This is a genomic window from Gracilibacillus dipsosauri (assembly GCF_003176895.1).
GTDB lineage: Bacteria > Bacillota > Bacilli > Bacillales > Amphibacillaceae > Gracilibacillus > Gracilibacillus dipsosauri.
The window spans coordinates 153626-167184 of record NZ_QGTD01000004.1; the positions used below are offsets into that span (position 1 = coordinate 153626).

Genomic DNA, 13559 nt, shown 5'->3' on the forward strand with positions numbered 1-13559 from the left:
TCTTATTATAACAGTATATTTAGTTTACCCCAATTTCATGAAAAAAGAGTCATCCTTATCGGACAACTCTCCTACTTTACTCTGCTACCATATCTTTTTGTTTCACTATATATACTTGATTCAATATGATCGCACCAATCATCTGAATGATTGTTTTGGCGATGATTTGTCCAAGGATCGCTGCTGTCACAGCCTCCCAAGGAAGCATTCCAGCTCCAAGTGGGCTTAGTCCAACTAGGACAAATACAACAGAATCAAAAAAGCCACCGACTATTCCACTGTAAAACACGCGCCAGGCGATCGGTAACTTCAATCGCGTATAAATCTCAGTATCTGCTGTTTCTGAGATAATAAATGAAAGTGCAGATGCCGCGACAATCATTAATGAATCACCTAGCAATGCTGAAACGATAGCAGATAATATTAATGCGGTCAGAATAAATAAATAAGTATTCCCTCTTCCATACTTGTTTTGAACCAGGTCACGAAAAATAAAAGTTGCTCCGATGAACAAGGTTCCCATTGGAATAATAAAAATACCAAATTGCAATGGCATCAATGCCGCTGTGACGACATTTGCCGTTACAATAGAAAGTAAATATAGAAACACTCTTAACATACTATAATTCCTCCGTTTTCTTCGCTTCTAAGTATTGCTCCAACCCTTTGTTACGAAGCTTACATGCTGGACATTCCCCACATCCGTCTGCTTTTATTCCGTTGTAGCATGTCAATGTTTTCTCCCGAACGAACGACAGTGCACCATGTTGATCTGCAAGCTCCCACGTTTCCGCCTTATCGAGCCACATCAATGGCGTATGAATAACAAAATTATCGTCCATGGAAAGGTTTAACGTAACGTTTAATGATTTGATAAAAACATCACGGCAATCTGGATAACCACTAAAATCCGTTTCACAGACACCTGTCACGAGATGCTTTGCTCCTACTTGACTCGCCAACACACCCGCAAAGGATAAAAAAAGCAAATTTCTTCCTGGCACAAAGGTGGATGGGAGCTCCCCCTCCTCCCCTTCTGCTACTTCCATGCTCTCACGAGTCAATGCATTTGGTGCTAGCTGATTAAGAAGGGACATGTCTAAAATATGATGCTTGATTCCAAGCTCTTCTGCAATTTCCTTTGCACACTCAATTTCCAGAGCGTGTCTCTGACCATAATCAAAGGTTACCGCTTCTACCTCTTTGAAACGGTCCTTGGCCCAAAACAAACAAGTCGTACTATCCTGACCACCACTAAAAACAACAATTGCTTTGTCCTGCTTCATATGCAATCCCCTTTAACGATTATCAATTTTTTCAGGATTTAAATCATGATTGATTAGGCGATGTGTTGCCATTTCCTCATATTTCGTCCCTGGCTTTCCATAATTACACCATGGATCAATCGATATGCCACCACGCGGAGTAAATTTACCCCACACCTCTATATAACGAGGATCTAGTAATTGAATTAAATCATTCATGATAATATTGACACAGTCCTCGTGAAAATCCCCATGATTTCGAAAGCTAAACAAATATAACTTCAGCGATTTACTCTCAACTATCTTCTGATTTGGTATATAAGAAATATACATTGTCGCAAAATCAGGCTGACCTGTAATCGGACATAGGCTCGTGAATTCTGGACAATTAAATTTTACAAAATAATCGCGATCAGAATGTAGATTATCCACTGCTTCTAACACCTCAGGGGCATAATCATCCGTATATTGTGTATCTTGATTCCCTAATTGCTTTAGGTCTTGTAATCCTTGTTCATGACTTCTCCCAGACATAAAAAAACCTCCTTGTACCTGCTCCCAAACATGACAAGAAAGTTCATAGCTAAACTATTTTCACTTCGGATATTAGGCACTCGCCCTAACGTACTAGAAAACCTCGCATTCGCTCCCTTTTAGCAGATGCGTTAGCTTTTTTACTACTTTGGACTTCAAAATTTCCGCTTCATGGCATTACTTCTTGCAAAAATTTTATTTTTTCCTAACGTACAAAAAAGCCACATCCTAATATGGACATGGCATTCTCGTAACATCCATAGTTTTTTATAGAGGGTTTCAGCTATGAACCTCTTCCGTTCGAGTATTCTTTTCCTAACTATAATATAGGAGATGACGAGGGTTGTCAATGTGGTAAGCTAGAATTAACTAAACCAACATCTAAAGCCAGCCACCTCTCTCGTGACTGGTTTTAGCTTATTCTATTGAGCAGAAAAGCCTCCATCAATTACAATTTCAGCACCTGTAATATAAGATGAATCATCTGAAGCTAGGAATAAGGCGGCTTTTGCGATATCGTCTGGCTTTCCTAATCGTTGTAGTGGGGTGGCTTGTATTAATTGGTTTAATAATTCCTTTGATTCAGATAAGCCTTGAGTCATTGGTGTATCGATAATCCCCGGAAAAAGGGTGTTTACACGGACTCCACTTCTACCAAACTGGGTAGCAGCTGCTCTGGATAGTGCCCGTACAGCACCCTTAGAAGCAGAGTAATGGTTAAAGCCTTGGCCGATTTGCGCAGTATACGAAGAAATATTTACAATGGAGCCTTGCTTTTGTTCCGACATGTATGGTGCGATATGTTTAATCCCAGCAAATGGGCCAAATCCATTGATTGCGAGCATTTTTTGCCAATCCTCTAAATCGATATCCTTGAATGCTTTCTCCGAAGAGATCCCGGCATTATTTACTAAAATATCAATATGGCCGTAGCGTTCCTTAATTTCTTTAGCAACTTGCGCCCATTCCTCATCTGATGCAACATTCAATTTCATTCCAACTACATTGTCCTTGTTGTTCGCCTTCTCTAATGCAGCTTCATTGATATCTGCTGCAATAACAGTTGCTCCTTCCTGACTAAAAAGATCCACGATTTGTTCACCAATACCTGATGCACCACCTGTTACTATAGCAATTTCATTGTCTAAACGTCCCATTTCTTTTCCTCCTCGATTAATAAATTTTGATAGAGCCTCCATCGACCATAATGGTTTGGCCGGTAATATAATGGGAATCATCACTTGCTAAAAACACAGCAGTTCGTCCGATATCCTCTTCTGGTTGGCCTAAGCGACGAAGCGGGATATTGTTGACCATTTGTTCATATAGCTCTGGATGATTCTCACTCCAAGCCTCTACCCCTTCCGTTAAAGCAATCGGTGAAATAAGATTGACATTAATTCCTTCTGGCCCCCATTCGTTTGCAGCCACTCTAGTGATCGCACGGATTGCCTCCTTTGCCGCAGCATAGGATGTTTGGGTTGGCTGACCAGAAATTCCTGCACCTGAAGCAAAGTTAATCACTTTCCCCTTCGATTTCTTCAACTCCGGGTATGCAGCCTTCATAAAATGGAAGGTTGGATAAAAGCCTGTACCAAAGGACAGCTCCATCATTTCCATCGTTGTTTCGACAAAAGAAGCCTGCTTAGAAGCGTGTGCATTATTCACAAGAATATCTAGCTTTCCGAATTTATCGATAACCTCATTAATGATTGGATGGATGTTTGCTTTCTTCGAAATATCTCTAATAAATAGCATACCCTCTTTATATTGCGATATGTCCCTCAGGGTTTGATTGCCTTTTTCTTCATTAATATCAACTATCGCAATATGTGCACCTTCTTTTGCCATAGCAAGAGCGATTCCTCGGCCAATCCCAGAAGCACCGCCTGTTATGATTCCAACTTTGCCTTCCAGTCTCAATATAAGCACTCCCTTTCTTATCATTGCAACATCTTATAGTTGAGTAATTCTTTATTTATTTTAACATTAAATATTTTAATATCAAATTATTTTACATCTAAATATAAAAGACTAATGATTTCTTCCCTTCTTATACGAACATATTGTAAAACGCTTTCAAATAGTTGTACGAATCATCCACTCCACAGCTGATAAGCCACACCACATTAACAATATCTAATTCTTTATTTAACTAGATATAAGATACAAATAACTTATTGAAAAATTTAATTGACACTTATACGTATAAGTGTTATCCTTTTCATTGCACAAACTATTACTTACAAAATTACTTATATAGAAAGATATTGTTCATTATGAAAAGGTTTTACTATTTCAAATCTTTCTAATTTCATTACTTAGGGGTGTTTAAATATGTGTGAGAAAATATTGAATCCAATTGTTTTACAGCGTGCTGATCCTTTCGTTTATAAGCACTCAGATGGCTATTATTATTTCACAGGATCTCATCCACTTTATGACCGAATTGTATTAAGAAGAGCGAAAACGCTTAATGAACTACATGACGCGAAGGAAGTGGCTGTTTGGCGGAAGCATGAAAGCGGTCCATTAAGTGAATTAATCTGGGCACCTGAAATTCATCGAGCAAACGGCAAATGGTATATTTATTTCGCTGCTGCTCCAGACACGAACATTGATGATGATACATTCAACCATAGAATGTACGTTCTTGAAAACGCATCAGATAACCCGATGGAAGGAAACTGGGTCGAAAAAGGGGAAGTCGAGACAGGCATGTCTACCTTTGCATTAGATGCAACTATTTTCCACCACAAGGACGAGCTCTATTATGTATGGGCCCAGCAGGATTTAGAGATTAAAGGGCATTCCAATTTGTATATTGCAAAGATGGAAAATCCTTGGACATTAAAAACAGAACCTATCATGCTTACAAAACCGGAACTTTCTTGGGAAATCAAAGGCTTTTGGGTGAATGAAGGACCAGCTGTTTTAATCAAGAATGGAAAGGTTTTTATCACATATTCCGGAAGTGCAACTGGTGTTGATTATTGCATGGGATTACTTACTGCCAATGCAGATGACGATTTATTGAATCCGAATTCATGGACGAAAAGCCAGGAACCAGTCTTCCAAAGCTGTCCAGAGAATAGTCAATACGGACCTGGACACAATTCTTTTACAGAATCTGAAGATGGCGCCGAAACCATCTTAGTCTACCACGCAAGAAATTATACCGATTTAGTTGGTGATCCACTTTATGAACCGAATCGTCAAGCAAGAGCTCAAAAGATAGAATGGGATGAACAAGGGAATCCTATCTTCGGAGAACCTGTTCCTGATGATAGATGGACACCACAAACACCAGAAGTCTTAAAATAAGAAGGAGTAGTCAGCAATGAAAAACATAAAACAGTTAAAGTTCTGGAACTTTGGCGGGATGTATTACTTTTATTTCATGATCTGGGCATTAATATTTGCCTTTTTACCATTTTGGTTAGACAAAACAGCGAACCTCAGCACTAGCGTCGCAGGTCTAGTGTTCTCTGCTATGGCCGTGACTGCACTTATTTTGGAACCTATCTATGGTCTTATCCAAGATAAATTAGGTCTTAAAAAATATTTATTCGGTTTTGTTGTTTTATGCCTTTTATTTATCGGACCATTTGTTCAATTTGCTTTTCTTCCACTACTAGAAATGAACGCAATCTTTGGCGCCATTGTTGGTGGGGCATACTTAAGTTTATGTTTAAATGGCGGTGTCGGTGTTGTCGAAGCCTACATCGAACGGTCAACCCGTGCCAGTAACTACGAATATGGACATGTTCGTTTATTCGGTTCACTAGCAGGTGGTACTGCTGCATTTATCGGTGGTATCATGTTTGTTCGAAATCCATACAGTATTTTTTGGGCGTGTACCGTATCTGCAGTCATTCTTGGTGTGCTATTATGGGCACTTCGTGTGAAAAAGGAAGAAAAAGAAAAGGTTCATGCACCAGAGGTAGAAGAAGAGGAATCACCGGTTACGAAGGAAAATATTTTGAATGTATTTAAGAATAGAAGCTTCTGGGGATTCTGTATCATGATGATCGGGATCGCGACAATGTTTGATGTTTTTGATCAGCAATTCCCGAACTATTTTGCTAGCTTCTTTGATGATGCATCTCGAGGAGAGCTTGTCTTTAGCCGTATTGCTTCTGTACAAGTATTCCTGGAAGCAGGCTTTATGATTCTCGCTCCATGGTTTATTAATAAAATCGGGGCTAAAAATGGACTAATTCTAGCAGGAATCGTTTTATTTGTCCGTGTTCTTGGTTCTGCTTATTTGACAGAGGTATGGATGTTAGCATTCTGGAGGTTACTAGCAGCAATCGAAATGCCTTTAATGCTAGTTTCGATTATGAAATATATCACTGGCGTATTTGATGTTCGCCTATCAGCCACCGTCTACATGCTTGGATTTAATTTCGCAAAACAAGTTGGAATTACGATCTTCTCCTACGTAATGGGTACTCTTTATGGATCAATCGGATTCCAGAATGGATATGTGGTGATGGCAATCATTATTATGGCATTTGTTGTAGTAGGGGCGTTAATTATGAGAAGTGAAAGATATTATACAAAAAATAAAAGCGCTGCTGCTGCTTAGAGACAAAATGAAGAAATCTTGATGAAAACGGAGCTGTCTATATGGCAGTTCCGTTTTCATTATTATAAGGTCAAACCTGTCCAATCCCAATAGGTGTAATAAAATAGTAGTATACTAATAAAATATATCGGCATTAATAGGAAACTTAACCTCATTAAGTCTTTTGCTTTATAACTGATTTTTTCCTCTTCAAAATAAACAAGCAAAGCTTTCGAACTTACCGGAAAGGTTAAACAATAATTCATCCCTACTAAACTCAAGAATAAAACAGCGATTCCATTGAAACCAAACGAGGTACCAAGCATCAATAGCCCAGGAACTAAAACAATTGCTCTTGTGGTATGGGAAGTAATATACAAATGACTAGTAATGGAAACAAGTAAGATAAAACAAAGCATTCCCCAAACAGAAAAGTTAGAAAAACTTGTCACGAATTGAAAAATAGAGGATTCAATCCAGTCTACAACTCCTGTTTCCACAAGATTTATTCCTAATGCTGTTGCTGCCGATACAAATAAGATCAAATTCCATGATACGGATTTTACCCCTTGTTTCCATGATAGAAGACCAAATTTAGGTGACATAAACACTAATGCTCCCATGATTGTAATAAAACCGATATCATGTCCGTGAATGCCCTCTGTCACCCATAGAAGGAATAGTGTCCCGATAAAAATTAAAGCCTTCTTTTCTTTTTCTGTTATTTTTTCATTTTTTGTAAAAATAGAATGCTTCTTCGTTAAGGAAAGTAGAGGGGTAGACTTTCCTCTCATCCATAAAAGTCTCACAGCTAAATAACTGACAAAACTAATAAATATAGCAAATGGCACTCCCCAAATGAGCCAATTTAAATAAGTAATCGTTTCACCAGTTGTTTTCTCTAATATCTCCACACCAATTAGATGGGAACCAGCTCCGATAAGGGTTGCTGAAGTTGTCATAAGAATGATAGTCGGCACAAACATCGCAAGGACTTGTTTATGTTTATCGTCTTGAATGAAAGGAGCTAATTCCTTTACAACAGGCAATGTTATCGCCGCCCTCCCCGATGTAGAAGGAATGAAAATAGATAATGGAAGTAAAGCTATCAGCACATGAAATAAAACACTATTGGAAGTAGCAGAGTTCTTCATAATATTAGTGATTATTCTATTTGCTAAACCAGAAACCTTTATCACCTCCCCGATGATGAAAGCCCCTATCATCAGCCAAACAATCTCTAATGAAAAAGAATCATATAAGAGACTAGCGTCTGCTCCTTTTAAAAGAATAATCGATAGTATGGCTCCAAGCGCTACATAACCCGCAGGAAGCTTTGTCGCAATCCATAAGATCATCGCTATCACAAAAACAATCAGCGCTACCTTGCCTTTGTAATCTAAAGAACTAGTAAAGAAGATCGCAAAGCATACTACTATAAATAAGCTTAAGAGAATATAGGAATAGTTAGGCATCGCTAAAAGAGTTTTTTTGAATATCTGATAAGAAGTAGATTTTCTTCTTTCAATTCTGGTAGTAGCATTCATATTATCTCTCGCTTATATTTACGTTTTGCCATTTGATAGCCGATGCGAATTTGCCTCACAGCAGCCTCGGCACTATCAGCGATTAACCTTGAAGCATCTTTCATTGCTATTTCTAGAGAAGTTGGACTTTGAATAATACTCGTATATGCATGAATACCATTCGTATAATTGATGCTTGCTCCTTCCCCAATCGTTCCCGTAATGGCAATAACAGGAACTCCTAAATTTCCTGCAATCCGTGCCACTTCTGCTGGTATTTTCCCATTCGGCGTTTGATAATCCAAACAGCCCTCAGCGGTTAATACTAAATCTGCATTTTTGATATGTTCTTCTAATTGTATATATTGCATGATAATGTCAAAACGGGGATGTAATGTAGCACCAGTAAATGCCATTAGACCTGCTCCTAAGCCTCCCGATGCCCCTCCACCTGGCGTTGTTCTTACATCCACCTCCATTTGCTGTAAAATTAATTGAGCATAATACTCTAAATTACGCGCCAATTGCTCAGCCTCTTCAGGGTTCGCTCCTTTTTGGGGAGCAAACACACGCGCTACGCCTCTTGGCCCACAAAGAATGTTATACCAGTTACATGCCACATCGATTTTTACCTTAGAAAGCCGCGGATCTATGCCTGAGATATTGATATTTTCAATGGAATGTAAGTCTCCCCCACCACCAATATTTAATGCTTGATGATATTTATCAAGGAAACGAACTCCAAGGGCTTCTGCCATACCCGCTCCTCCATCCGATGTCCCTGAATCACCACAACCGATCAAAATATCGTCTACACCCAAATCTAAAGCAGACTTTATTAATTGTCCCACACCAAACGTAGTTGTTTTTAAAGGGTTTCTCTTATTTCTAGGAATAAGCGTTAGACCAGCCACAGCTGCCATTTCTATTACTGCTGTCTTTTTTCCATTTTCCTGAAATATTCCGAAATGGCTCCGAACCTTTTCACCAATCGGACCAATTACTTCTCGGTAAATCAGTTCCCCCTTTTTTAGCTTTATAATCGTATGAGCAAATCCTTCCCCACCATCAATCATGGGAATCACCATTGTTTCTACATTCGGATCAAACCTTTGTATCCCGTTATTCATGGCTTTCGCAACCCCCTCTGAACTCAAGCACTCCTTGAACCCTGACGGTATAATAACAATCTTCATACTTGATAGCCTCCCACTTTATCTTTTTTATTTCAAATTGATTATAGTTTTGAAAAATGAGAGAAGAATGAGAGTCTTATGAAAAGTTCATTAGTTTTAGATGAGAATTGTTCAAAATTTTCGCTATGTCGCATTACTTCTTACAAAAATTCTATACTTTCCAAACGCATAAAAAAGTCCGCTAATCATATTAGCGGACGTTCAAAAGCTTTCTAGCATAAATCATTTATTCATCTTACTTAAAAAGTCTCCTAAGAGATCATCAAGGTCTTCCTCTTCCGGCTCCTCTGCTTCTTCTGAATCACGCGTTTGGCTTAATGCTTCATTCCAATCAATCGCATCTAGATCATCGTCAAGCTCTTTGTGATTTACTTTTGTTCGAGTTGTCTCGTTCTCAAGCTCTGGCTCTTGTTGCTCAGACTCTTCTAGCATCTCTTCCTGTAAGTATAATGCCTCATCAATATTTGTAGCATTACTATTCATGGAGGCGAGTAGGGATGTAGAGCGAACTGGGTCATTTAACAGATGATACATGATACTTCCTAGCAATGCCTCGGAATGCTCATGCTTAATCCAATTACGTTGCGCCTTCGTTAGGCGTTTCGGAAGTGGAATGGTGATCGTTTCTTGTTCCTTCGATGTCCCTTCATTTACACCCTTCAGGACAAACTCAGCTATTTTACTCGAAAAATTCCGTCTTTCTTTTTCCTTTAAATGCTGTAATTCTTTTAAAATATAATCAGGAGTTTCAGAAGGGATACGAAAGGATATCGTCTGACCCCTTTTGATTTCATTATTTTTATTCATGTTATCACCTTATGATTGAGCAGAGGCTTTTTTCTGTTCCTTTTTATTAGATTTCTTTAAAAATTCGGCAATCAGCTTATAGTAAGCATTCGCCATCATCCAAATACTTTCTTTTTCATCCTCAAAAAATTCGATATTGTAGCCGTCTAGATTGTTGTTTAAGGTTTTTAAGTATTCCTTAATGACATTTGATCCACCACCGACAAAATAACAGATTTCGGTTTGTGAATTTTTTTGCCATACATTTCGTAAAAGACGGTATTGTTTCTTTGCCAATTCTAAGAGAATTCTATCTGTAATATCATGGACGCTTGTCCGACTTCCTTTTACCATGATGTGATTTCGGTCATTTTTTCTCGTAATAATATCCACGACATCTCGTCGACTGTCTAATTCGACCCCATGCTTTGTAAAAATTTCCTCACGAATGGTTTCCAGTGATTCAGATACTCCTAAGTTAAAGCCTTGCGCTTTATCGTCATCTACAGTTCTGTTTCTAATCACCGCAATATCGGTAGATAAACCGCCAATATCTTGAATAAGAATTTGCTTATCTATTAATTTCTTATTAATAATCTTCAAGTCCTCATCCATCACTAGGTTAATAAACGCAGCGAACCCTTCCGGATATACTTTTGCTTCATCAAACTTGATGTTTACTTTCTTACCTTGATGCTGTGGTGTCACTAGAAATTCGATCTGGTGAACGGAACCTATCAGCTTGGAACGATAGCCTGCATCTTTTCCTTCCTTCACTTCTCGAAGTGGTAATCCTGTTCCTAATGTATAATTTGCATCAACAACTTGATTGGTATTCGACTTAAAAGCCTCTACTGCATCTAAAGCAATGGTAGTAAATAACATGACTAATGTTTGGTCTTCCTGTGATTTGCTGCTACCAGGATCTAGCTCTGTTGAATTTCCTGCCTTTGTTGCCAAATGACCAACACGATAAATAGTGTTATTCTCTTTTAATGCCGGTGAGTGTATACGAATGTGCAACCCTTCTAGAGGATCTTTCTGATCTAACTCTTCAATTCCGATTACTGGACGGTCTTCTGTATCGATGGCAACAATATTTGGAATGTTAATTTCCCTTTCCATTTCTCCAAATATTGCTTTAACCGAATCATTTCCTACATCAATTGCTGCTATTCTTGATTGACTCATATGTATCCATCCTCTCATCATTTGCTTTTAGACTTCTTTCTAAAAATAAAGCCTTAAAAAAAGAATATTTTATTATCTGTATTCCTTCAATGGTTTTCGTAAAAAAGAAAGATAATTGTAATCTTTTCACGAAAGACTTCACTTGTATACGAAAATGTTTATGTTGTTTACACTTGTGTACACTTCCTTATATTACAACATGTACACACTTTTGTAAACATGTATACGTTAAATGTGTACATGTAAACATTTTTGTAATCTTGTGTACTGTAATGTTTACGCAATGTTTCTTTACCTAAAAAAATATGTATTTCCATAAAACTAGAATTATTTTTTTTACCAAAAGCATGACATCCAACAATAAGGGATTGATCATCTCGAAATTTGAAGAAATGTGAGGCTTTTGGGAGTTTAGTGCAATGAAAAGATGTACATTAGTTAACTAAAGGTAGCCACCCTTTTAAGATTGCTCCTCCGTCTGGATGATTATCTGCAAGCAGATCACCTCCGTGTCTTTTCATCAATCTCTTACATATCGATAATCCTAATCCTATTCCACCTGTTGAACGATTTCTCGATGCTTCCCCACGATAAAGAGGTTCAAACACACGTTGTAGCTCCTCAGAAGTAAAGCCCGCTCCTGTATCCCGGATAGTAAAGAAAGCTTTATTTTTACACTTATAACAATCGATCATTATCTTACCGTGTTCAGGAGTATATCTGACCGCATTATCTAATAAGTTATTTAGCACACGCTCTAATGAGTGTATATCTGCCATAACCAGACAATTCTCATCAAAACCCCCAGCTCTTATAGAAATGAACTTTCTTTCAGCTTGTGTTTCCAAACTCCCAATCGACCTCTGTACTATACTGGCTAGGTCAACCTTTATTTTTTCAAGCTCAATGTTTAAATATTCCGCCTTTGTATAGGTGAAAAGTTCCTCTACCAGTCGACCCAATTGTGCTGATTTTTCTTTACAAACCGACAGGTATTCCGCCATTTTCTCTGGGGAATCCGCAATCCCTTGCTCCAATCCATCCAAATAACCTCTTAAAGCGAATAACGGTGTTCGTAAATCATGTGCAACAGCAGCAACTACAAAACGACGCTCTTCTTCCAGTTCCACTTGCTTCTGGAAAGCTTCCTTAAGACCGCCTACCATCACTTTAAACCCTTCATTCACCTCAGCTATTTCCGTGATATGGGACGATGGCAACTTGACATCCAAATCTCCATTCGCAATTTCTCGAGCACTAACGCTCATTTCCTCAAGCGGTTTGAGAATAAATCTTCGCATTTCAAATCCAACTATAAAAAAAGAAAGCATTAATCCTACAAATGCTGCGATCAAAGGAATCACTCTCGAATTTGATTGATATATCACTACCCTTCCGAGCAGTTTTCCGTCCTGTAGAATTGAAAAATGTTCTTTCACCCTAAATTTTGAAACCTCCTCATCATCTGTTTGGAAAATTTCTTGATCGGACGGAGATAGAATCACCACATCCATATTTATCTTTTCTAATTGTTGGCTTATTTGGTTTTGCCAAGCGGAATCTGTCCAATTTCCTGAGTTTTTCTCAATCTGTTGAACGACTGTCTCTATATCTTTTTGATTAGCTTCATCCCCACTAATATTGAACGACTTTGTTTCCAAAAAGTTGGCAGCTACATAAAATATCCATGGCAATAAAAGAATGAGGAATAAGCTTAGCATGGTAAACTTTCGAATACGAATAGTTTTCATTTTATTCTCCTTTAAATCGATAGCCAACACCCCATACATTGACAATGAATTTTGGATCATTTGGATCAAGCTCTATCTTCTCACGAAGACGGCTTAGATGAACACGAACTGTATGTTTATCACCGACCCCGTCCCAAAATTTTTCAAGTAATTGATCATAAGTAAAAACGTAATTGGGATGTTCGGCAAATAATTTTAGTAACTCATATTCCTTAGGTGTGAGCATGATATTCTCACCATCCAGTAATACTTCTCTCGAGGCCATATCCAAATGAAGCGACCCATATGATAAAACCTTCTTTTTCTGTTCCTTTCTATAGCCAGATCGCCGTAAAACCGCCTTCACCCTTGCAACAATCTCCCCTGGCGAAGCCGTTTTGACTATATAATCATCCCCACCAAGTGCCAAGCCGCGAATTTTGTCCACATCGTCACTTCGAGCACTTAGGAAAAGAATAGGGATATTACTTTGTTCCCGGATCTCCCTACATAAATCAAAACCACTCTGACCTGGCATCATGATATCAAGGATCATACAATCAACAACACTCTGATGAAACACAGCTAATGCCTCGTCGGTGTTAAAAGCAGTTTTCACATAAAAGGACGCATTCTCCAAAAAGTCTCTTAATAGCGCCACAATACTTTCATCATCATCTACGACCAGAACGGTATCTAATTTCTCCATCATCGTTCCTACCCTCTCCACTTCATTTATCTTAAGTTTATCATTTTTGCAT

At 38.3% G+C, this 13559-nt stretch carries 13 protein-coding genes and 1 riboswitch; of the genes, 2 read left to right on the forward strand and 11 right to left on the reverse strand.

What is annotated here, in order from left to right; genetic code table 11:
- Positions 1-76 precede the first annotated feature (76 nt).
- The 5 genes from DLJ74_RS02470 to DLJ74_RS02490 all read right to left on the reverse strand — a co-directional run bounded on the left by DLJ74_RS02470 (position 77) and on the right by DLJ74_RS02490 (position 3722).
- Positions 77-619 (reverse strand): VUT family protein, encoded by a 543-nt coding sequence (locus tag DLJ74_RS02470; RefSeq protein ID WP_109983216.1) that lies wholly within the window; start codon positions 617-619, stop codon positions 77-79.
- Position 620: 1 nt separating this feature from the next.
- Entirely contained in the window at positions 621-1286 is a 666-nt protein-coding gene (gene queC / locus DLJ74_RS02475) for a 7-cyano-7-deazaguanine synthase QueC (protein ID WP_109983217.1), read from the reverse strand.
- 12 nt (positions 1287-1298) lie between these two features.
- Positions 1299-1799 (reverse strand): preQ(1) synthase, encoded by a 501-nt coding sequence (gene queF / locus DLJ74_RS02480; RefSeq protein WP_109983218.1) that lies wholly within the window; start codon positions 1797-1799, stop codon positions 1299-1301.
- A gap of 253 nt (positions 1800-2052) precedes the next feature.
- Positions 2053-2099: riboswitch (PreQ1 riboswitch) on the reverse strand.
- 122 nt (positions 2100-2221) lie between these two features.
- Positions 2222-2956, reverse strand: a complete 735-nt coding sequence (locus tag DLJ74_RS02485) for an SDR family NAD(P)-dependent oxidoreductase (protein ID WP_109983219.1) — start codon at positions 2954-2956, stop codon at positions 2222-2224.
- 16 nt (positions 2957-2972) lie between these two features.
- The gene (locus tag DLJ74_RS02490) at positions 2973-3722 is read right to left on the reverse strand and encodes an SDR family NAD(P)-dependent oxidoreductase (protein WP_109983220.1); all 750 of its coding nucleotides are present in this window, start codon (positions 3720-3722) and stop codon (positions 2973-2975) included.
- A 414-nt stretch (positions 3723-4136) separates the two neighbouring features.
- Between DLJ74_RS02490 and DLJ74_RS02495 the strand changes: the two genes are divergently transcribed.
- Entirely contained in the window at positions 4137-5123 is a 987-nt protein-coding gene (locus DLJ74_RS02495; RefSeq protein WP_109983221.1) for a glycoside hydrolase family 43 protein, read from the forward strand.
- A gap of 16 nt (positions 5124-5139) precedes the next feature.
- The gene (locus DLJ74_RS02500) at positions 5140-6390 is read left to right on the forward strand and encodes an oligosaccharide MFS transporter (RefSeq protein WP_109983222.1); all 1251 of its coding nucleotides are present in this window, start codon (positions 5140-5142) and stop codon (positions 6388-6390) included.
- Between the two features lie 62 nt (positions 6391-6452).
- Here DLJ74_RS02500 and DLJ74_RS02505 read toward each other — a convergent pair whose 3' ends face one another.
- The 6 genes from DLJ74_RS02505 to DLJ74_RS02530 form a co-directional block, all read right to left on the reverse strand.
- The gene (locus DLJ74_RS02505) at positions 6453-7916 is read right to left on the reverse strand and encodes an SLC13 family permease (RefSeq protein WP_109983223.1); all 1464 of its coding nucleotides are present in this window, start codon (positions 7914-7916) and stop codon (positions 6453-6455) included.
- Positions 7913-9091, reverse strand: coding sequence for a glycerate kinase family protein (locus tag DLJ74_RS02510; protein ID WP_109983224.1), 1179 nt, complete (start codon positions 9089-9091; stop codon positions 7913-7915). The genes DLJ74_RS02505 and DLJ74_RS02510 overlap by 4 nt, the downstream gene beginning before the upstream one ends.
- Before the next feature lie 222 nt (positions 9092-9313).
- Positions 9314-9898, reverse strand: a complete 585-nt coding sequence (locus DLJ74_RS02515; protein WP_054788137.1) for a hypothetical protein — start codon at positions 9896-9898, stop codon at positions 9314-9316.
- 9 nt (positions 9899-9907) lie between these two features.
- Positions 9908-11068, reverse strand: a complete 1161-nt coding sequence (locus DLJ74_RS02520) for a ParM/StbA family protein (protein WP_109983225.1) — start codon at positions 11066-11068, stop codon at positions 9908-9910.
- A 434-nt stretch (positions 11069-11502) separates the two neighbouring features.
- On the reverse strand, positions 11503-12819 hold the full coding sequence (locus DLJ74_RS02525; protein ID WP_109983226.1) for a sensor histidine kinase: 1317 nt from the start codon (positions 12817-12819) through the stop codon (positions 11503-11505).
- Position 12820: 1 nt separating this feature from the next.
- Complete coding sequence (locus DLJ74_RS02530) at positions 12821-13507, reverse strand: response regulator transcription factor (protein WP_109983461.1); 687 nt, start codon at positions 13505-13507, stop codon at positions 12821-12823.
- Between the last annotated feature and the right edge of the window lie 52 nt (positions 13508-13559).